The 23,227-nt window shown below is 37.5% G+C and carries 12 protein-coding genes, 1 pseudogene and 1 riboswitch; all 13 genes and pseudogenes read right to left on the reverse strand.

Going from position 1 to position 23,227, the window contains the following annotated elements:
* Positions 1–11 precede the first annotated feature (11 nt).
* Positions 12–3,188: a sacsin N-terminal ATP-binding-like domain-containing protein gene (locus tag PGR14_RS11220; RefSeq protein WP_270223405.1), complete on the reverse strand. Its 3,177-nt coding sequence runs from the start codon at positions 3,186–3,188 to the stop codon at positions 12–14.
* Positions 3,175–6,540 (reverse strand): DEAD/DEAH box helicase, encoded by a 3,366-nt coding sequence (locus PGR14_RS11225; protein WP_195435022.1) that lies wholly within the window; start codon positions 6,538–6,540, stop codon positions 3,175–3,177. Before PGR14_RS11225 ends, PGR14_RS11220 begins: the two co-directional genes overlap by 14 nt.
* Positions 6,541–6,568: 28 nt before the next feature.
* The gene (locus tag PGR14_RS11230; RefSeq protein ID WP_055260560.1) at positions 6,569–6,805 is read right to left on the reverse strand and encodes a hypothetical protein; all 237 of its coding nucleotides are present in this window, start codon (positions 6,803–6,805) and stop codon (positions 6,569–6,571) included.
* 13 nt (positions 6,806–6,818) lie between these two features.
* Complete coding sequence (locus tag PGR14_RS11235) at positions 6,819–7,256, reverse strand: hypothetical protein (protein ID WP_156339397.1); 438 nt, start codon at positions 7,254–7,256, stop codon at positions 6,819–6,821.
* Positions 7,257–7,344: 88 nt separating this feature from the next.
* On the reverse strand, positions 7,345–8,226 hold the full coding sequence (locus tag PGR14_RS11240) for a hypothetical protein (protein ID WP_055260558.1): 882 nt from the start codon (positions 8,224–8,226) through the stop codon (positions 7,345–7,347).
* 293 nt (positions 8,227–8,519) lie between these two features.
* A complete protein-coding gene (locus PGR14_RS11245) occupies positions 8,520–9,005 on the reverse strand; it encodes a hypothetical protein (protein ID WP_055260557.1) in 486 nt (161 codons plus the stop codon).
* A 573-nt stretch (positions 9,006–9,578) separates the two neighbouring features.
* A complete protein-coding gene (locus PGR14_RS11250; protein ID WP_055260555.1) occupies positions 9,579–11,501 on the reverse strand; it encodes a hybrid sensor histidine kinase/response regulator in 1,923 nt (640 codons plus the stop codon).
* Between the two features lie 224 nt (positions 11,502–11,725).
* A pseudogene (locus tag PGR14_RS11255) lies at positions 11,726–14,934 on the reverse strand (response regulator).
* A gap of 233 nt (positions 14,935–15,167) precedes the next feature.
* Positions 15,168–15,258, reverse strand: a riboswitch (cyclic di-GMP riboswitch).
* Positions 15,259–15,495: 237 nt separating this feature from the next.
* On the reverse strand, positions 15,496–17,412 hold the full coding sequence (locus PGR14_RS11260; RefSeq protein WP_055260554.1) for a hybrid sensor histidine kinase/response regulator: 1,917 nt from the start codon (positions 17,410–17,412) through the stop codon (positions 15,496–15,498).
* 14 nt (positions 17,413–17,426) lie between these two features.
* Entirely contained in the window at positions 17,427–17,567 is a 141-nt protein-coding gene (locus PGR14_RS11265) for a hypothetical protein (protein WP_156339396.1), read from the reverse strand.
* Positions 17,568–17,662: 95 nt separating this feature from the next.
* The gene (locus PGR14_RS11270) at positions 17,663–20,521 is read right to left on the reverse strand and encodes a response regulator (RefSeq protein ID WP_270223408.1); all 2,859 of its coding nucleotides are present in this window, start codon (positions 20,519–20,521) and stop codon (positions 17,663–17,665) included.
* A 225-nt stretch (positions 20,522–20,746) separates the two neighbouring features.
* A complete protein-coding gene (locus PGR14_RS11275; protein WP_055260552.1) occupies positions 20,747–22,237 on the reverse strand; it encodes an HD-GYP domain-containing protein in 1,491 nt (496 codons plus the stop codon).
* Between the two features lie 97 nt (positions 22,238–22,334).
* On the reverse strand, positions 22,335–23,227 hold an 893-nt coding region (locus tag PGR14_RS11280; RefSeq protein ID WP_270223409.1), incomplete at its 5' end, for a GGDEF domain-containing protein.

Raw genomic sequence — 23,227 nt, forward strand, 5'->3', positions numbered from 1 at the left:
TCTAATCCCTTTTATTTTTCATCGGCAAATATTTTGAAGGCCTCTTTCAATGCCATAAAATGTCTTGGACTGTATCTAATCCTGCGTGCTTTACCTTCAGGCATCTCTATTCCAATATCTAAAGTTTCCTCAGATCCTGGTTCAACTTCCATCTGCATTACCTGATCATATAAAGAAGATATCTTCTTAGAGCAATAATTATATTCTGCCGCACAATTTGGACATAAACACAACGAATTCCATCCGTATTTCCCACTATTTGCCAACTTCTCTGGTAGTTTACTAAATTTTATAATGTTGATTGCTTCAAAGTAATGTTCTCCATTATATTTTCGTATCTGTTTTAAACAGATCTGGCAATGGCCATCATATTCTTGCTCCAGGAATATTCTTTCTTCTTTATTACTTGGTCTGCTTGAAAATGAAAGACCTCTTGCAACACTTATGAAATTATCCATAGAATCGGCTAATTGGCGATCCAAATTTTTCTCTCTTTTCAGTTTTCCTTTCTCAGATATCGGTGAAATTTCCAACTCCATGTCATCTTTTTCCGATTCTCTCTGTTTTCTATCCCCTTGTTCAATTAGTTCTTTTGCTGATTTTACCTTGTTTTTCTTTGCTTCCATCTGAGCTTCATTCTTTGCCATTGCTTTTGCAACTTTAGCTAATGCTTCTGGATCTGAAAGGTAATGTTTTATCAAATTTAAATCAGACTTATCATCTATATTTGCATCCAGCCATTCTGTCAACGCACTTTTTACTTCTTTAAACGGTAAAATAGCCATCAGTCTTTTGGCTGTCTTATACTCAGGTAGCAAATCTTCTTTATCAATTTCAAGAGGTGTATGCGGAAAAGGATCTCCCTGTATATAAATCCATTTTTCGTAGCACAACTGCAGACCGAGCATAGAATAAGCCATCATACTTTCTACATTTTTCCCACTGAAATGCTGATCGTCTGCTGCCACTAATTCCCCTTGAATATCAAAGTTCATTGCATTTGGATTTAAAAATCTGGCAATCGATAATGATTTTTCTTTTGTCATATCAGTAAAGATATCTGGAAATCCCTCATAATTAAAAGACCAGTCCAATTTCTTTGAGATATAAGTTTTAAAGAAAATGTTAGTTCGGTAATCAGACTCTGCCTTTGCTCCACAATATTTCCGAATAGCACGTAAATATTCGTCTCTTGAAGCAGGCATCATACGAATTCCTGCATTGCATCCAATCTTTTTAAAGAAGTCTTCATCTAATTTCAAGCTCCTTAGCGTTCCATCGAAATAAGTATCTGCAAGATATTTGATTCTTATAATACCCTTAACCAATGCATAGCCGCTTCTTGTGTCATTGGAACGAAGATACATCTCCTCGGGCCGGTACCAGTTCTTACCGTCTGTAACGATGTATTTATCTTTTATTCGTTCCAAAATAGATGTATTTGTATAAATAGCATCCTTAATAACTTTCAGATCGTCAATATTTTCTGTTATTGGATCCTTCGTTTTAAATTTTACATTTGCACTTTCATATTTAGGAAGTATGTTTTCAATCGTTTCCTGTTCAATATTGTATTCCGGTATTTCGAGGGCACGTCTATAAAAGCTCCGGATGCACTCATTTTTTATAAATGTACTTTCTATTCGATACTTAGCAATGTCTGGATTGTTCAAATAAACCTGTAATTTTCCATGTTCATCACGGGCACAAATTTGTTCCTGACTTACAGTTCTTACAAAAGGTATCTGAGAAACATCAATATAATGACTGTCGTAGGTTGCCCTTTTTATACAGTAGCTTTCAATTTTTGACATTAGTGCTTCCATCCAGGACAACTGTTTCTGGCTCAGGAAGAATGCATTCATATTCAAGACTAAATCTTTCCACTCTAACGTCTCAAGTTTAAAGTTTTGATTCAAAAAGGCTCTGACATCACGATATGCTTCCGTAGAAAATTCTTTTGCCAGCCAGCTTATATTTCTCTTTCTTCTTAATGCTCTGAGATCATTATCGTCAAAAGTATCTACTATAATCCCCCATAGTGGTACACAGATTTCCTGAATCTTTTTAAACTCTCCAGGAACATTTGTTGGTAACAAAGCCTCTTCACGGATCATGTCTATACTGTTCTGGTATATCCCATACAATACATCATCTGCTTCGTACTCATAGACAGGAAAAACTGTATTAAATCCAGATACTGATAAATACTGATGATTTTTCATCCATTGGAACGCAAACCATATCAATTCACCTACTGCTTTTATCAATTTAATATTATGCTTGCCATATTCTGCACCTTCTTTGAAGTTATCCCTGGCAGGTGTCGTATCAAATGGTGCATGTATATAAAAATTCTGATGTGCTTCTTTTGCAGTCGGGAAAAACGCATAAATTTTACTATTCTTGATTGCCTTCAGCTCTTTTCCTTCTACCCGGAATATAATTGCTGTTGCTTCCGCATTTGCATCTGTAAAAAACAAATAATCTGCATCTTTTGTTCTAGTTTGTTTAGAACGAGTATTCGTTATCGTCGTGTTCATACTCAATCCAAATACATTATCTGCGTATGCTTTTTTATCTAAAGAGTATTTTGCTTTATTTATTTCTATTTCTTCCGGATATCCGTCAATTTTTATCCTCACATCCGAAATCTGATTTAACATAATGATGCTTTCAGCCGTTATTTTCTTCGTTAAAGCATCTCTAATTTCCTGATATGCAATACTAGAAGGAACTTCCCCCTTATCAAAAGGCAGAATCATGCATGTTTCATCGTAAGCGATCTCTTGACTACCTGGTACTTCCTTTGGAAATAACTGATTCTGAATTACAAAATGATATTCGCCGGAATAAATATATGGGTGTTCCGTATAACAATACACCGACTTGAATCCTATTCCAAAATGTCCGATTCTGGTTCCATCTTCCTTTGTACCGTTTGCAATACCGCATACGCCTTCAATGTCTTTTTCATTGAAGGGACGTCCATCATGTTTAATAACCAGTTTTTCTTTCTCCAAATGAAATTGTATTCTTGTAGCTCCAGCATCTTCAGCATTTTGCAGGATTTCATAAATAAAATGCGTTCTATCACTGTATTGGTTAATAATGATCCGCAGAATCTTTTCAGCCTCTGTACCGTACTTGATTCTATTCGCATCACTAATTTGTTTATATAACTCCATTTTTACTATCCTTCTCCATAAAAACTGTCAGATATTGTATGTATTTTTTCGTTTCTTCCTCAGTAAATCCTAACTCCGTTTTTGTCATTTGGATTACTCTTTCTATATTTTCGGGATTACTCTTTAACTGATCAACCACGCCTATGTCAAATAACAGTTTTAATTTTCGTCTTTCATTAAACTGCTCAGGTGCCAAATCTGATATTAATCCAAGGAATCTTCTTGGTGACTCCAATATTTCCAATCCATATTGATTCCGAATATACTTCATAGTATCAAGCATCGACTGATTCACCGCTTTTTGTGAGTCTGGTTCTACATCAAGAACTCCATATGCTAATAATTCAAATAATATATCTGCTTTGCTTTTTGCATCTTCAAGCTGATGCATATGTAAATCATAATCTTCCTGAGCAATACGAATTTTTCCAGTCATCATCTGAATATAGTTCTTCTTACCGCTATTATTCTTCAATGCATCTTCTAGTGACTTCATACGCGCAGTATGACTTGTACGCAGACTGGCTTCTTTATAATTGATCATTTCTTCTGTTTTTTCTTTATGTTCTTTTAAAGCCGCAGTCCAAAAGCTATGATGTGTTGCATCTACCGCTTTCCAACTTTCTTCCTTTATGTCTGCTAAATAGTTTACTCCACAACTTTGCTTTAACAATTCGAACAATATCCTATTTAAATTCGTATTGGAAGAAACCGGAGTCATTTGAATATCTTCCCGTTCTCCGGATAATTTCCATTGATAAATTGCAAACGGATACATCCCAGCAGCAAATTGATCCGATTCTACACGTAATGAGGTCACAACTTTCCCCTTACTCTGTAAATAATCTGCTGCAAGTTTTACAAGGGGATGCGTAATTGAAAGCAACGTTGCTGACGGATTTTCTTTCCAACACTTACTCTCAAAAGTAATCTCCATTAACTGTTCTCCGGATTCCAACCATCTACGCCACGACCTATTGATTTCATTCCGTGGCAATTTTGCACGTTTAAAATCATCCAGAAGTGACATTCTGGCATCTTGAGATAGACGTAATTTTTTCAATTCTTTTGTACCCAGAATATACTCTTTATCGGCGTCCAATCTTTGTTTTAAATAGCACTGTACTAAATTCTGTATATTTTCGGATGAAAGCCAATAATTCGTAGCATTTTTCAGCTCGCTGTCAAAGGCAGACTGCGGAACATGGATTCCAAACAGGTCCCTCTGTTTTTCTTCAAGTTCTTCTTGTTCCTTGAGAAAACGGACTTTATTATCTGTCATCTGCTGCATCTTCTCACGACGATCCTCATCAGATAATTGGAAATTATCAACCAGCTTCCTAATCTCACCTGTAATTTCTCCCAGAATATCTTCACAATCTCCAATTGAACTATGGAACACTCCGATTCTCATCAAACATCTTTCATATATATCTGCATCTACTGTTCCCGGCGTAACCATATTATAAATAGCAACACTTTCACTGGTCTGCCCGTTACGATCAATACGACCAATTCTCTGTTCCACTTTCATCGGATTCCACGGAAGATCATAATTCACCATACAATCGCAGAATTGATAGTCCAATCCTTCGCATCCAACTTCCGAAAACAGTAGGATATCCAAAGCCGTTTTATCCTCGCAAGGTGTCTGATTCGGATTAAAACGTTTTCTCAATTCACGTCTTTCTTCATCTATGACATCTCCATGAATTAAGCCAACTCTCAAGCCTTGCTCTGTTAGTTTGTTATATAAATAGTGCAACGTATGCCGGAAACTACTAAAAATCATTAGTTTATTCTTAGTTTCCGTTTGTTTTTTCTTAACAATCTCCATTAACGCATCAAACTTAGGATCCTCATCCGGCAGTGCGTCAGCAATCTCTAAAATTTCTTCTATTTGTTCCTGAATTGAAAAAAGTGATTTATCATGATTCAATGCAGAAAGATCAATAGATTCATCATCGTTGTCTGTAATTTCATACAGATGCCTATAAAGAATACTTCTCAACATTGGTGCCAATCCAAACAGGCAGCTAGCTGTCTGACGTCGAATCGTTGTCATCATGAATTTTGTATTATCCGTACAATGAATCGTAGAGAAAATCTCATGCACGACCTCCAATACTTTATCATGTAGCTCTCTCTGTTCAGGAGTAAATTCAACTGTAACTGTATAAGGCTTACGTATTGTAAATTCTCCAATGTCCCGACGCCTTGTACGGCTGATTAAATTTGAAAATGTATGCATATTTTCAATATCTGAAATCAATTGTACTCTTTCTTCAACAGATATTTCGTTTTGGTTTAGTACACGTATAATTCTTTCCATTGTCGGATTACCCTGAAATACTTTTTTCCCCCAGGAAGTATTACAGGCATTTATAATCTGTTCATAAGCGTTTTCTTTCCAGCCCTCTTTAAATCCTCTGACATACGTTGAAGCCATATTGATAAACTGATTTGGCTCTGCCATATCCTGAAATGTCTTTCTGTCGATAATCAAATCTGGACGTAAAAGATTCAATAAAACAAATAAATCGTCGTATTGAAGCTGAACAGGGGTTGCCGTTAATAAAACTACGGCTTCTGCTGCATCACAAAACCGACTAACGGCACGATAGCCATAAGTCGCTGTATTTCTAATGTGATGTGCTTCATCGACGATTACCAGATCAAACTCCGGTGGATCCACTTCCATCAGACCTTTATGTTTTTTATTTCCAAATACATTACTTTCATCAAACAAGGAATACGGGATAATCGCTTTCTTATATTTTTCAGGCCATTCTCCTTCCATATCAAGTTCATTAATACAATGGCGGAATAAATCTCCGTCCAATGCCGTAAATTCCTCGCCAAATCGTTTCATCTCCTCTTCCCATTTCCGTTCAGAGACTAACGGACGAGGACAGATAATCAATACTGAATCTAAATTTCTTCTAGCCTGCAGTTCTCGAAGAATCAATCCTGCTTCTATCGTCTTTCCGACACCAACCCCATCTGCGATTAAAAGGCGTGGTCTGTCCGCACGTATAAATTTAAGAACTGGTCGAAACTGATGTGGAATAAAGTCAATCTTAGCTGTATTTAAAGAATACAATGAAGATATAGATGGATTGCGAATCAAAGACGCAGTAAGACCTGCATTGAATCTCTCTGCATTCACTTTCTCCATTTCTTCATCAGATTCCTGAATATCAATTTGTGATTCATAATATGTTTGCATACCGGCTGCTGTAAATACCTGATATCTTGTTTCCGGATATCCTTCCATAATATTCACTATTGCACCGGTAATACTCTTATCAGACTTTAAAGTAATTACCTGTCCTTGTTTAAATCTACTCATAACTCATTCTCTCTACTCTTATTTGTAATCAATGCCATCCTGCAGCCTTACCCACCTCATTCGCACAGATAAATCCCAGTATTGCCGCAAGATATCCAATTTTATTATTTATAATTCCAACAAAGCATAACCCCCAAATTGCTCGACTTCCAACCCAAATACTATTCGGTCCATGATTATGATTCTTCCGAACTTTAAAAAGCATATATCGAATCAACAACGTACATAAGAAAAATCCCATTCCATAAATCGTCAACTCCAGCATATCTTTACCTTCTTCAAGATATTTCGATACGGTATATTCCAAGTTCCCTGTTAGAACACGTTTTTATTCCAACGCTACTTCTTTCCTGCTCATGTAATTTCTGCACAATATGATCAGCAACTTCCTTCTCTATGGCAACTTTATTTAATCTACCTTCTGCACGGAATTCATAAATTCGTTCATTCTTTTCAATTAACCTGTCTATATATGCCATAAGTCGGTGTCTCATCTGAAAAGAACATCCTCTCTGCACATAATAATTCGCCTTTTTACTTTTGCATTCCGGTAAGCTGCTATCTGCTTTGTGATCCTGATTCATTAACTCGTCTGTCAGATTGAAGTAATCATGTGCGATATGATGCTTGCTCTGTCCCATCGTACCTATATCCCATGTAACATCTAATTGATATGGTTCTTCTCCAATATTCACAATATTCCATGCATGTGGCACACTTTGTCTGCTTTTTACTGAATCACCGGTCACAACAATACATTCATTAGTTCTCCTGTTCTAAAAGAATAACGACAAGAATTAACTCTCACTCATGTTCCTCTTCCCAATAATCATAAGCCTCGTCATATCCATCATCAAATTCGTATTCCCATTCACCGGCAAAATCATCCGGATCGTCATAATCATCTACATCATACGGATCCCTGTTCCATTTTGAAGAAGAATTTCCTTTACTGCCGGAATTACTATTTCCACCCGAACTCCATCCGCTTCCAGTGTTAGGAAGATATCCTCCGCTAGAGGTATGTGCATTGCTATTTTGATCCTCTGATTTCCTGTATACCAGCTCTTCATTAACAAAAACTCGTACATCATCATCGTCCCGATTTAATGTATATTGATGAAGATTATCTTTTTTTATTGTGATATTGTTAAGCCTGTTTTCATCGCCAATAAAGACAAGGACTGTGTTTCCGTTCTCTGTAACCTTATGCTGATAATAAGCTCCACCCTCATCACGATTATCTTTCATGCAGCATTCATCATTCAGTAATTTGATAAATGATTGGAAATCGCCATTTTTTGTTTCACGTTCGTAAATACTGTCAATTGAATCACTATAGTAGTCCAATACATAATATACACAATATTCATCTTGACCATAATCCCAGATGTTCCAATATTCATCAAAATAATCTCGGGTACAGGTGTCATAAGTCACTTTAAGATCTAACAGACCAACATCTTGCATGTCCTCCTGAAGATTTTCAGCGTAAGAAACCATATATTCAGAAGCTAGTTTTTCAGCTTCTTTTTGCTCTTTAACTTTCTGCTCCTCTTCGAGTTTCTTCTGTGCCTGTTCTTGTTCTTTTTCCAATTGCACCATTTTCATGATTCCCCAAATGACAACAATTATTAAAATGGCGAAAGCAATGATGCCCATAGCCCATTTTGTTGCTTTCTTCATAAACAAATTTCCCTTCCTCATATCTTTCAGCTTATGCCCCTAATAACAAAAATAAATTTGCCATTCATTGCCAAATCAATTTCTTATTTCTAACCAAAATTATATCATAAAACCATTAAAGTTTTTAGCTGAAATCAATATTTTTTTCTTTGTGTACATCGAGCTTTGTATTTAGGTTGCTACAATTTAAATACTCTTAATAAAAGCAATTTTCCTTCTTTGCCAAATTCTGTTGATACAAACAATATATATTTTTACTATTTCTTACAGTTTTCCCCAACCTTTTTATAAAGTTATCGAATAACCTGCTTATTTTCTTTATATTCAAGTTCAGTATACATGCTATCTGTTAATTTATGCTGTGCAACATGGTACTCATTAATTGCATCCACTTCATTTCGATACGCAGTAAGATATACGGCACCAGTCTGCTCGTATAATAATTTAGCAAAATTGCGGATCTCGACAATTGTGTTTATATAAGATACACATTGCTTAAGGTTCTTACCAATTGCAATATTATTTAAGGTATTTATATATTCTTCATTTTCAGATCTTTTAGATCCAGTTAAGTATAATACTTTCTCTATTGACGTTTTCCATGCATCGGTTTCCCAAATTTTATTATTTATGAAAGTGGTTGTTTTCTCCGCATCTTCTATTTTTCGTTTGATTTCATCCAGCTGTCCACTTATCTTTTCAGCTCTCTGCTTATACAAATCACGACCCATACGACCATCTTTGTAATCATCATAGAGTTTCAGCTTTTCCGAGGTCAACTGTCGGCTCTGTTTTTGCAATTCTGCAGTATTGATCTCTTTATATTCATATTGCCGAAGATACGCAGCAGCATATTTCTGACGTTGATGTTTCTGTTAAAGCGGCTGATCAGCGGATTGAAGAAATCAGTGAAGAACTGGGTACTCAGAGACTCATCCAAAAGCATTGCGATTCTTATCGACTCTGCCGTAAGGTAATTGAAGATTGCAAATCTGCTAAAAATCCAAAAGCATACCGAACCAAACATCAGGCAGAATACCAGCTCCACGATTCACTAAAAAAAGAGCTTCAGGATCTGGGCGTTACCAAAATCCCTAGCTCTAAAAAAATCCAGAAACGGATTGAAAACCTTGAATCTAAACAGGCTGCTACTGTCCGGAGAAACAAGAATTACTGAAAAAGCAAAAGACTTTAAATATCATTCGTCAAAATTTCACTGCTCTGCTTAGTGAACAAAGTTCACAGATTTACCCTTCTCAACGAGATAATGTACAACTATAAAATGTTTTTCTTTAGTCGACTGATATGTAAGAAGAACACTGACTGCAAAATCAGTGTCCTTCTTTCTTCCTTTACATATATTTCATAATAGTCGGCAATAATACATTCATATCTATTGGTTTTGCAACATGATCATTCATGCCACTTGCAAAAGCCATCTTCTTATTTTCTTCAAACGCATTTGCTGTCATTGCAACAATTGGAATCTGCGATTTGTTACCGTCTTTCAGTTCTCGAATTCTCCTGGATGCTTCATATCCGTTCATAATCGGCATCTGAATATCCATCAGAATCAGACTGTAGTAATTTTGCTTTGCTTTGTTAAGCATATCAATACATGCAACGCCGTTCTCCGCTCTTTCTATCATGATTCCCTCTTCCGTCAAAAGTTCCGTTGCAATTTCTGCGTTCAAGTCATTATCTTCTACCAGAAGAACCCTTTTTCCTTCCAGTTTTTTGATATTCAACTGACCGTCTGCATGTTTCGGATTCCTTTCTTCCTCATTTGCTATTTTTAATGGAAGCGTGATTGTAAAAGTAGAACCTGCTCCCGGTTTGCTCTGAACTGTGATCTTGCCATTCATTAAATCCACCAGTTTCTTCACGATTCCCATGCCAAGTCCGCTACCTTCTATTCCGCTGTCTGACGAAGATCGTTCCTGTGAAAATGATTCAAAAATATGTTTTTGGAATTCTTCTGACATTCCGATTCCGTTGTCTGCTATGATAAGCTCTAATACACTCCAACCTTCTTTTTCGCCGGGATATTGGTTCAATGTACAGCTTATGTTACCGCCTTCACCCGTGTATTTCACAGCATTACTCAAAATGTTAATCGTAATTTCAGATGATCTTGCATCATCCATATACAGGTATGGATATCGAATGTTCTTATTGACTTTCAGTGTTTGATGTTTTTCTTCTATCGGTTTCCTAAACATATCAATACATAAATCAAAGTTTTTAGAAACATCTGTTATTGTCTCATCCAGCGTTGCTTGGTCGTTTTCGATTCGTGCTAATTCAAGAATGTTATCAATCAAATGCAGCATTTTCTTTCCGCACAATAATATTTTTTCAAAGTAATCCTCTAATATAGTTGGCTCCTTTAAATGTTTCTCTCCCAATTCTGCATATCCAATGATTGCATTCATAGGGGTACGAATATCATGAGACATATTAAACAGAAATGTTGATTTTGCTTTATTAGCTGAATCGGCCAGTCTTGCAGCTTCCTGCAACAGTTTTTGCTGTTTCTGCTCATTTTCTTTTTGCTTCTTATATACAGAATATCCACAGGTACATAATATTAACAAAATAAACGCTGTAATGCATCCCAGTGCAATACTTAACTTATTCGTCTTCTCAACCATTCCATACGCTTTCTGCATATCCATTTCTATGCAGAAAGCACCTATCACTTCATTAGATTCATCTTCCGCTGTCACAGGATAACAGGCTGTAAAAATAGGTCCCCATGTTGTATCAACAATATCCTGAGAATATACTGTTTTTCCAGAAAGTGCTTTTTCTATATAAGGAACCATCTCCTTTTCAATCGGATCTCCTGGATGTCTGACGTCACCAGCCGATGGATCCAGTCCGTCTACAACGTAAATCAATCTACCGTCTTCATTTCTGGTTGCTGTGTAAATATATCTCGTAGAATTCAGCGTTCTGATTTCATTCATATATGTCGATATATTCTTGAATAGTTCTGTATTCTCATCAGCTTTACTTTTTATTTCATTAAAATCTTTTCGTCCCAGTCTGTTATTTACCAGCTTATGAACCGCATCTGCACTGGAAATATCTCGTTCAATTTCTGTTTTCAGAGCAGTTTGGGTATATGCTTGTTGTAAAATAAAAGTATATGCAACAACAAACAAAATCACCATTGCCAGAAGGAATACCAACCGTCCCTCAAAAATTTTCCAATGATTTACCGGATTTTGATCTTTTCTTTTTTGTTTTATATAGTTATTTTTCATCATCGTATTTCACATGCCTTTTCCCTAATTTTAGTTTAATACAAAAACGCCTCAACTCTTCACGTATTTTGCAAACATGGGTTACATTTCCAGACTCATCCTTCTTTTTATAGTAAAAAGCATCCTGTGCCAACTGCCATCACACATACGGTATTCAGTGGGTTTCTGTCATAACAAAACCCTCTCTATGTTTCCTAGCTGCTTTTCCCATGCATCCAGGAAGGCAATTACAGCCAGTTTTCCAGAACATCATTCAGCTTATTCATATCCAGCGGTTTCGCGATATGTCCATTCATGCCTGTATTTTTGGCCAGCTGTACATCTTCTGCAAAAGCATTGGCAGTCATGGCAACAATAGGCAGTTTTCCCTTTTCACCCGGAAGGCTCCTGATTGCAGCAGTTGCCTCATAACCATTCATGACAGGCATTTGGATATCCATAAAAACAAGATCATACAATCCTTCCGGAGAAGCTTCCACTTTTTCAACTGCGATTTTTCCATCTTCTGCCGTTTCCACTTCTGCCCCTGTCATCTGCAGAATTTCACCAGCAATTTCTCTGTTCAACTCATTATCCTCAACCAGCAGAATCCTTTTTCCCGTGTAGTCTGATTCTGACAGCTTCTCCAGATAATTTCTTGCTGTTTTTTCTTTTCTTCCTGAAGTAAACTGCCGCAGTGTAGCCGTCAGCCGGGAACGGAACAGCGGTTTTGCAATAAAAGCATCTACACCTGCAGCCTTTGCTTCTTCTTCAATTTCGCTGAATTCATAGGATGTCAGTACAATGATGGTAATCTCTTTTCCTATCCGTTTCCGGATCTGTCTGGCAGTTTCTATACCATCCATCTCCGGCATCTTCCAGTCTAAAATAACAGCAAAGTAATCATCTTTCAACTCATGCCGTGCATAACAGCACTCAACGGCTTCCCTGCCAGAGAGAACCCATTCACCCATAATACCGATTTCCTTCAGTGTGGCAACTGTACTTTCACAGCATGTCTTATCATCATCCACTACCAGAACCGGCAGATTCATCAGATTTTTGTCCTGTTCTTTTTCTTGTTCCTGAAGCTCCAGATAAATTGTTACTGTGATTTTAGTTCCCTTATGTAAGGTACTGTCCACTTTAATAGTGCCATTCATCAGGTTCACAATATTTCTGCTGATTGCCATTCCCAGACCAGTTCCCTGGACTCTGGTTGTCCGGTGGTCATCCGCGCGGCTGAACGGATCAAACATGATTTTCTGGAATTCCGGTGACATACCGATTCCATTATCCTCAATCGTAAATTCATAGCATCCAAGTTCTGAAAATCCATTGGGTTTTTCCTCTATGGAAAAAATAATATTTCCACCATCCGGTGTATACTTGATCGCATTACTCATCAGATTCAAAAATACCTGCTGAATCCTCAAGCTGTCACCACAGACAGCCTCATGTTCAATATGATTGATGTGTATATCAAAATTATGTTTATGTTCATCAAGCACCGGTTTCGTAAGTGTAATAAGATTATCTACCAGCTCTGACAGATTGAAATCTTCCTGTGCCAGTGTCATTTTTCCACTTTCAATACGTGCCATATCTAATACTTCATTGATCAGCCCCAGCAGATGGCGGCTTGATTCTGTGATCTTGCCGAGGCATTCAATGACTCTGTCCTGGCTCTCAACATTTGCTCCTGCGATTGCCGTCAGACCCACAATCGCATTCATTGGTGTCCGGATATCATGGGACATATTGGAAAGGAATTCTGTTTTCGCACGATTTGCATTTTCTGCGGACCGGTAAGCTTCTTTCAGTACCTGACGGGATTCAATCTCTGCTTTCTTTTCCTGTGTCACATCCATGGATGCCAGCAATACCTTTTCCAGCTTTCCATTCTTCCATTCTAAGGGAATATAAGAAGCGATTTTATAAGTCTTTTCATCCAGGCTGCAATACTCAAACTTATAAATATCATTTTCACTTTTCAGTTTTTTTCGAATATTATCCGGGGCTATCAGGATATCTATAGCTTCCAATGGTTCCAGTGTCTTATATTTTTCAAGAACCTGCATCTGAAAATCATGATAAAATCCCAGAGGTTTATATATCATCTGTCCATTCAGATTGTAGAATTCATATCTGTCATTTTCCAGATCACAGACAACAAAGCGGTCAACCAGACGCACAATGCTCTGAATCAGCTGCTCCATGGAAGCATTATCCGCTGCCATCTGCAGATGCCGTGCGCTCTCTACCTTTGCCTCTGTGATATCACGCAGAAAGATCATGGCATATTCTGAATCCTCTATTTCGCCACGTATGACCACACATTGCGGACCCATCGTTCTTCTCCATTCAGAGTGATACGGCACTCTAAAGCCAATTCGGTTTCCAGACCCTTCAGCCTTTCTGCAATATAACCACGGTCGTAAAAAGAGGATACCGCCTTCTTATCTGTCTCCACAACATAGGAATCCACAAAATGCCGGATCAATTCATCCCACGTATGACTCTGTTCAAAGACGGTCATCAGGGACGGCTCAACCTTAAAGGTATCAAAAGTATTCGCTTCCAGATTCACATAATACTCGCACAAATCTGCTTTCGTAAAAGCTCGGTGGAAAGCAGCAGATTTTTGTGCCTGCATGATTTCTTTTTTCTCCGCATCAATGTTAATAAAAATCCCGGCAATCCTGCTGGCAGAACCATCCAGACGGCGTATTACTTCTGCCGATGCCCGAAACCACTGGTATTGATTATCCTTCATTCTCATACGATACTCTACGTGGTATTTTATCTGGTTCGTCTTATCCTTAATTGCCGCCTGAAGCTGCACCATTACTCTTTCTTTATCCTGTGGATGCAGAAGATCTGACCAGGATTCCAGTTTATTCGGAAAGTCCAGAGTGTCATGATAGCCAAGCATTTTTCGGAATTCATGACTCCAGTTTGCATTCACAATCTCACTGTTTTCGTCACAGTCAAAATACCAGAAGCCAGAACAGATAGCCTCATTGAGCAGTGCCAAATTTACATGATCCCAGTTGACCTGTACGGACATAACCCAGATTTGTCTGCCTGCCTCATCTGTCGCATCCTCTTTACAAAGCCGTACATTTTTCACTGTACCGTCTGCTGCAAGGATCTGTGCTTCCCCTGTTCCGTGAAGCTGCAAAAAACGGTCTCGCTCCAGTATATCTTCCTCGTCATAAAAGAAGTTTCTCAATGAGCCTTTTGTCTGTTCCATGAAAGTATCGAATGTATATCCTGTACTATGCAACAGCAGATTATCCACAGACAAAATAGACAGGTTTTGGTCATAAGATCCTGTCATTATACCTACCCCGCCATTACTTTCCAGTGTTTTCTGTACGGCCTGTGACATGGCCTGTGTCTGCCCCGTTACAGTCTCACCTAAGGAATATATTTTGTCTTCATAATTTTTCATTTTATAAAAGTCCTCTCTCCGTCTTATGCCTTCTTCATCTTGCTTTTATCTGTATACAGAAAACCTGTCCCTGCTAGTTTTATTACCCATTTTTGCATGCAAAAAGGACACTTGCCAAAATCTGCCAGTGTCCCTACTATATTTCTCTAAAATGACACATCTATATAGTATAAAAGGTATCGGAATCTCTTCTGTTCAAACATCTTTTCCATATATTATGATGATATGGAAACAGTGGCAACCGGCTGACATGGTCAAGCTTTCTGACTTTAGTCCCTTCTGGCTTTGCGCTCCTGCCTTTCAACAGGTTTGCCTTTAAAATAATCTCTTTTTTTAGAAATAAAAATACCATAAAAATTTTTACACGTCAATAATGTTGGATAGAAAATCTGTGTATTTTGCGTATGCCAGCCTGCATTGTCAGTTATCGATCGGCTCGCCAAACCACTATCTTCTAATTTGCTGTCTTATTCAGCAGAAATACCTGCCAGTTTTACATTTACGTTATAATATCCTACAGAACGTGAAAAATAGCTATACGGATTTAAGAAGTTGCAACCACTACACACAATATTCACACAAAATTCTCTTTATGTTTTCAATTTTTATAGGCTTTGCCAAGTGAGCATTCATTCCTGCTGCCAGACACTTTTCTTTATCTTCTCTGAATGCATTTGCTGTCATGGCAATAATCGGGATCGTCTCAGCATCTGGATGTTTCAGTGACCGGATTGTTTTTGTCGCAGTAATCCCATCCATTACAGGCATCATGATATCCATCAGAATTGCATCAAAATAACCTTCCGGTTTCTCCTGGAACATTCTGACCGCCTGCAGTCCATCTTCTGCAACTGTCAGATTTGCACCTTCATCAGACAACAGCGTTTCCGCAATTTCTGTATTCAGTTCATTATCCTCCACCAGCAATAAGTTTAATCCGCTGATATCCATCTGTGCCGCTGTTTTCTTTCCTGTATCTGGTGCGGGAGCAAGTTTAAACGGAATCCTGATGATAAAGGTTGAGCCAATGCCTTCTTCGCTTTTAACTTCAATAGTTCCCCCCATCTTTTCAATCAGACCTTTTACAATCGCCATTCCCAGTCCAATTCCCTGCTGTGTACTTCTTGCATCCTCTCTTTCCTGCGAAAACGGATCAAATATATGCTCCTGGTATTCCCTGCTCATACCAATGCCAGTATCAGTTATGGTCCACTCATATGTCGTAATTCCGTCAACAGCTTCTGTATAATCTGACACCGTTATTATCTTGCCGCCAATCCGGTTATACTTAATACAGTTTCCATAAATATTAAGAAATATCTGTCTTAAATGTACCGGACTTCCATAAATAAAAGGATATCGAAGACTTTCCTTTTTTGCACGGAACTGCATCCGGATTCCTCTGTCTTTTGCCCGCTGTTCTATGATAGTCAGAACATCCTGACTTAATTCCTCAAAGTTGATGATTTCCTGCGTCAGAGGTACATTTCCATCTTCAATTTTGCTCATCTGAAGGATATCGTTAATAAGAGACAATAGATAGTCTGCAGCTACCTGCATTTTTCTGAAATTTTCCAGGACCAATTCCCTGTCATTAAAATGTTTCTCAGCAATCTTCAGCAATCCGATAATTCCATTCAGCGGGGTTCTCATATCGTGAGACATCCTGGAGAGAAAATCAGACTTGCTTTTATTTGCTTTCTTTTCACTTTCCAAGGCAATTGATTTATGCATGAAGTCATTTTTATCCAGCATGAGATTCCAATGTTCAATGGTTCCGTCTTCCTGTATTACTTTCTGTCCACGATCCTCGATGTATTTGTATGTGCCGTCCTTACAGCGTATCCGGTAAATAGTAGCATAATGATCAGAATGAGTATATTGATTTAATGCATCTGCAAGTCCGACCTTCACGTCATCTGGATGAGCAAGTCCGATAATATTACCGCCAGAAGCATCCAACAGTTCCTTTGGTGTTGCGTAACCGAGCATGTTTGCAAATTGTTCTGAAACATATTTGAAAGAGTATTCCGGGTCATCATTGCTGATTTTGACGCCGCCGGGGATGGATACGGTAAATAACTCCAGCTGACTTTGCAGTTTTTTTGTCAATTCCTCGATCATAGCTGTATGCTTTTTCTCTTCTTCCAGAAGCTTCGCATACTCTCTGTTTGATTTTTCCAGTGCCCGCTCTTTTTCCTCTAAGCGATAATGTTCTGTACGGTCAAGAACATAATTAACTGCAATGACATCTCCAGTTTCCTCTTCACGGTACAGAGCCATGTGATCTTCTGCAAGCATGGGCTCAAAAGTAGCAGTCCTGGTCCAGTATCGGAACGATATATGCCGTTCACCATTTTCAAACCGATTTAATAATCGTTCTCTGTCAAACTCGTGCAGAAAATCTTTAAGACCTTCCTCTGGTATAGTCAATGCCCATGCATCTACCAGACTCTGTAAGCTTGAATTTTCCGGCAAACCTAATTGTTCATTCAGATTATATTTTTTCCATTAACTACCTGATACATGGAACCACGTACGATACTTTTTGTGAGATTGATCACGCAGTATCCATCGGCAATAGCAAATACCGACTCTTCAAAAAAACGATTATTAATAATATCCTGACTCATACAACTTCTCCTCGTCAATCTTCTAGTAAGAATTATACTTCTGTTACTTTTTCCATTGCTTCCGGTATCCCCGGCTTCTCTCCGGTTCTATCCTGCTAATCATTATGAACATACCTTAAAATCGTTTTTATAACTTCCTCAATCACAATCGGCTTTGACAAATGTGCATTCATTCCTGCTTCCATACACTTTTCTGCATCTTCCCTAAACGCATTTGCAGTCATAGCAATGATAGGGATTGTTTTTGCATCCTGCCGTTCCAGGGATCTTATTGTTTTTGTGGCAGTAAGCCCATCCATCACCGGCATCATGACATCCATTAAAATAACATCGTATGTTCCTGATTCGCAGGCTTCAAAGTGCTGAACAGCTTCTAACCCATTTTTCACTGTTTCTACTTCAGCCCCATTTTCCATCAGCATAAATTCTGCTATTTCCGCATTCAGCTCATTATCTTCAGCCAATAATATCCGGACACCTGATAGATCTGCATTGAAATCTTCTTTTTCTTCCGGTCGTGCATTCGTATCAATTTCAAATGGAAGTATTACACTAAAACAGCTCCCTTCACCCAGCTTACTTTCAACTGTTATGGTTCCGCCCATCTTTTCTACAAGTTGTTTCACAATAGGCATTCCCAGACCTGTCCCATTATAATCAGAACGTGGGGAATTATCTGCCTGTACAAATGGAGTAAACAATTCATTTTTTATAAATTCTTCTGACATTCCAATTCCATTATCTTTTATTTTAAATTCACATGTCATGTGATCTTCTGATCTTTCAATCGTTCTCATACTCATGTAAATAGAACCATTCACCTTATTGTACTTCATACTGTTTGTAAACAGATTCATCAATACTTTTTTCAGATGAACTGCATTGCTCCAAACATATATACCACTGTAATCATCATGTTCTCCTATAACATGAAGTCCTTTTTCTTCTGCCTGAAAAGATAGTGACTCCGTGATTTCCTGACATACCTGATCCAGATTGATGGATTCATCACTAAAAACCACGGTATCCGATTCTAACTTTGCCATATCCAAAACATCATTTACCAATGATAATAGCAGTTTCGAAGACTCATTTATTTTATTCAGGCAATCTTTTGCCCGCTCACCATCATTTCCGCTTTTTTCAAGAATTGTAAGCATGCCCATAATGCCATTGATTGGTGTTCTGATGTCATGAGACATGTTATTTAAAAAGGAAGTCTTAGCCTTATTGGCACTCTGTGCTTCTACAAGTGCATTTTGTAATTCCTGCCGTTTTTCTTCAAGCTCCTGATTCAGCTTCAATGCCTGCTCAGCAGACTTCTTGGATTTTTCTTCCGCACGTTTTGATTTTTTCAAAGAATCAAGAATTATACACAGAACAACAAAAAAAGAAATTCCAGCGATAAGTGAAACTGTCAGTAAATTGTCCTGAATAAAATCCTTCGCTGTAACTTTTCGTGAGGAAGCATTATACGAAACTACTGCACCTGAAAATTGAGTTGTAGGCATAGAAGTCAGTGTTTTATTCAGAATGGACAAAAGAACCGGTTCTCCCTGCTGAATAGCAAATGGAACATCAGCTTCTTTTGTCAGGAAAACACTATGAAGCTTATTATTTTTCAAATAGTCTGAAACAGTACCTGAATTGCTTACAATACAATCCGTCTCCCCTTTCTGCATTGCTTTTACTGCTGCATCTGATGTCTCATATTCCACAACCTCCCATTGCGGATAATTGTATGAAAGATATGCTTTCAATGCAAAATTATCTTTTTCAACGGCAACTGTATTCTCTTTATTTTCATCAAAAGAATCCTTTGCCGTAATTGCTGCCATATTGAGAGTCAATAGCGTATCCGACAAAGCAAATCCATTTGTTTCTGCAAAGTATGGATTCTGGTTTGCATGAAAAATCAGGTCTATTTTTCCATCCTGCAATGCCTGAAGCAGTTCACTTCTTGTCTCATATCCCTTTAATTCAAATTCCAGAGTCTGACCTTGCAGACAATTTTCTGCAAGATCCACATAATCTGTAATAACACCTGTCAGTTTACCTGTTGATGGATCTACACGGCTGATACCTCCATCCTGATTCAGATACCCTATCCGGATTGCACCATGCTGCCCGATCCACTCACTTTCTTCTTTTGAAAGAAACGAGCTGCTCTGTGCAGAAAGATAACGCCTGTAGAGATCATCTGTGTAAAATGGGTTGTCATCCTTAATTCTGCGCATAGCACTATCCAGTGCTTCTTTGATATCCGGACGTTCTGGATTTATAACGAAATAGATTTCTGTCTCTCCAATACTTGTAATCGGCGAAATCTCCGATTCTTCCCAACGGGGGTCTTCTTCCGAAACGAAGCAGTCAATTTCATGGTTCGACAGTTTGTCCATAATTTCTGTGGTTGTAGAAACATTGATATGCTTCGTATGCAGACCATATTTTGATTCCCATTCATTAAGCACATCCTCCAGTATATTATCTTTAGACACACCAATATTTTTTCCCTCAAAAGAATCCAAATTTCCTGCTGTAAGATCCATATTGGATGCATCCGTATAGATGTAATATTTCTCTTCCCCCATAGGCATATCGGAAAAAAGCATATTTTCAGCACGTTCGTCTGTATAGGAAATGCCACCAAGAATATCAATCTCTCCATTTTCCAACTGTGTAAAGCAGTTTTTCCAATCACTTGTTATGTATTTATATGTCCATCCTGCATAACCTGCAATATCTTGAAGATACTCATAACCATATCCACTTCTTTCCCCTTTTTCATTGACGTTATTATAAGTTTCTTCAAAAGATCCTACCCGGATAACATTGTCAGAGTCTTCTTTGGCAGATGCAGGAACGGATAAAACAATAAAACATATAATTGTGCAAAATATAATGTAACAAAATTTGAAATTCATTATATTCTGTACTAATTTGCACTTCTTCATCTTTCTCCCACCCTCCAGGCTACAGTCGCTTGCTTGCTTCCAGATTTTAATTTTACATTCATTAATGTTCAATATCCCCACAACATTTTTATAAATATCTTTGCGACAGCTTCTGCTGTACTTTTACTATAATTATACTCTACAGCCAACTTGTGTCAATTTACTAACAGAGTAATTACATTATCCTTTTTCTTATTTCGATATATCCAAAAATAATATCACCAATCAAGAGAGATATCCGACAATTCCTATATATCCATCTTTCTTTAAAGGAGACCATAAGGTATGCAGTTTCAGATCATACATCTGCCTTTTATTTTCCACCTTTGCCATTAACTGCAATGAGATTTCTGTATTCTGTATTGATGTTTGGTCCAGTAACGCTCTGATATGTTGAATATCTTCACTGCTTACTTCGAACAGTTTGAATATATCAAATTTCGGATCATCTCTCTGACACAGTATCTGCCGGTTTCCGTTAATTATAATCAGCCGACCTGAAATTGTATTATACTCAATGGAAATTTTGCCACTGTCCATTTTAAAAAACTCTATCTTTTCCCGCATGAGCTTAATGACATGCTGCGAATAATTTTTACGGGGTAAAGACTTTTCCTTTAGTATTTCGTCAGAGAGCCTCTGTGCTTCATAATACTGTGTATTATCATTCGTTTCATTCTTATACATCTTGGAAAACTGAAGGCTTAGTTCTTTCAGGCACTTAAGAAGAACCGGATTGAACTGCCCGCATTGCCCGTCCAGAATCATCTTGATTGCGGTATCATGATCAAATGCTTTCTTATAACATCGTTCACTGGTAAGAGCATCATAAACATCCACAATAGACACCACCTGTGCAGAAATTGGTATTTCTTCACCTTTCAGACCATCCGGGTAACCCTTTCCATCCCATCTTTCATGATGCCATCTGCAGATTTCCCATGCGGTATGTACCAGTGGATGATCTTGTAAAAAATGCATATCCCAGATCATGGATGCTCCAATCTCACTATGAGTTTTCATAATTTTAAATTCTTCATCGGTCAGTCTTCCGGGTTTATTCAGTATTTCTTCCGGAATGCGTATTTTACCAATATCATGAAGCGAAGAAGCGGTTGTGATTATAGCAATATCGGTCTCCGTCAGATGATAAGCATCCGTTGTTTTTAACAGTTGTCTCAGCATCATTTTCGTCGCAGTACGGATATGTAAAATATGTTCGCTGCTCTCACTGTTGCGTGACCCTAATACATTGCTCAGAATCCTGAGCATAATATCATTGTTTTCTTCTTTTTCATAAACCTGATCAACAACCACATTGATCAGACGCTTTTGGTTCGCATAAAGTTCTAGGGTATTCTGGACTCTTTTCTTTACAATAACAGAATCAAAAGGTCGTGTAATATAATCTGTAATTCCCATTTCATATGCTTTACGCATAGCATCAACAGATTCTTCAGCAGAGATCATAATAACTGGAGTTTCATCAATACACTGGCTTCTTTTCATTATTTCCAAGACTTCAAAACCATTCATCTGTGGCATATTGATATCTAAAAGTATCAGATCAATTCCAATATTTTCTCCTATCATCTGGATTACCTGATTTCCATTTTCAGCTTCCAGATAATCATAGGTTTCTCCAAGAAATTCTTTCAATATATCCCTGTTAAACTTTGCATCATCGGCAATCAGTATTTTTTGTCTTTTATTCATATTTTCTATTTCCTTTATTCTTGTGGTCTTTAGAAATCCTATAAATTAAAAAAGGCACTCCCTATCGATAGTTTTTTAATCACTTTCCTTAAGAATGCTAATTATATTTCTTGCATAACTGTTTATTTTTATACATATTAGCATCTGCATCATCCAATAACATCTGCATTGTACACGACATATTATCGGAGGATAATGCCCATCCGCATGCATAGTCGATTGGTATTTGATTTTCATAACTATTTAATCTATCTTTTTCTCTGTACAAACCTTTTAATATTTCTTTAATTTCCGCCTCATTTGTATGATAAATGACTGCTATAAACTCATCTCCGCCATATCTTCCAACAAAATCCTTTTCTGGAATAACACTTCGCAAAAACTTTGAGAAATTCATTATTAACTGATCTCCTGCGGAATGTCCCATTGTATCATTTACAGCTTTTAGATTATTTAAATCAAACATTATGCATGCTGTAGAACCTGTAATTATATCTTTTCTATTAAGAAGCTCATTACAGGCATTTTTATTTGGCAGCCCAGTAGGGGCATCTACGAATGCTTTCTGTTCCAGCAATCTGTTTTGCATTGCCATCTGCATTGCCTTTAGAGTCTGCATAATAACCAATATCACCAGAATCAACATATCAAGTGCCGACAAAAGCTCTATAGTACGAATCTTTATAGCGATCTTTTCTGAATAGCTTTCTGCGGCAGAGACAGTTTCATCTGCCATCGTAAAATATATTTCACTCATATTAACAATGTCTGTATTTTCGTATCCCTTGTTTCTTACTGCTTCAATTTCTGTTTTCAATTTATCCCAGTAATCACTCTGGATTTTCAATTTTCCCTGATATTCTTCGTCATTGAGTTTTACCAGATTATAATGTCCATCCTGATATCTCAATCCAAGAAGAATGTCATCCAAATATTTAATTAATTCATCATTTTGGTTTCCTGTAATTTCTACTACAATATATTTATGGT

The organism is Coprococcus sp. AF99-45, from assembly GCF_027663865.1.
In the GTDB taxonomy this organism is placed as follows: Bacteria; Bacillota; Clostridia; order Lachnospirales; family Lachnospiraceae; genus Allocoprococcus; species Allocoprococcus comes.

What these genes read in the sequence shown, in the direction of transcription:
- PGR14_RS11265 (WP_156339396.1), bottom strand. Translation starts at nt 17,567, where the DNA reads ATGAGTCAGGATATTATTAATAATCGTTTTTTTGAAGAGTCGGTATTT.
- PGR14_RS11270 (WP_270223408.1), bottom strand. Translation starts at nt 20,521, where the DNA reads ATGAAGAAGTGCAAATTAGTACAGAATATAATGAATTTCAAATTTTGT.
- PGR14_RS11275 (WP_055260552.1), bottom strand. Translation starts at nt 22,237, where the DNA reads ATGAATAAAAGACAAAAAATACTGATTGCCGATGATGCAAAGTTTAAC.
- PGR14_RS11230 (WP_055260560.1), bottom strand. Translation starts at nt 6,805, where the DNA reads ATGCTGGAGTTGACGATTTATGGAATGGGATTTTTCTTATGTACGTTG.
- PGR14_RS11225 (WP_195435022.1), bottom strand. Translation starts at nt 6,540, where the DNA reads ATGAGTAGATTTAAACAAGGACAGGTAATTACTTTAAAGTCTGATAAG.
- PGR14_RS11220 (WP_270223405.1), bottom strand. Translation starts at nt 3,188, where the DNA reads ATGGAGTTATATAAACAAATTAGTGATGCGAATAGAATCAAGTACGGT.
- PGR14_RS11240 (WP_055260558.1), bottom strand. Translation starts at nt 8,226, where the DNA reads ATGAAGAAAGCAACAAAATGGGCTATGGGCATCATTGCTTTCGCCATT.
- PGR14_RS11250 (WP_055260555.1), bottom strand. Translation starts at nt 11,501, where the DNA reads ATGATGAAAAATAACTATATAAAACAAAAAAGAAAAGATCAAAATCCG.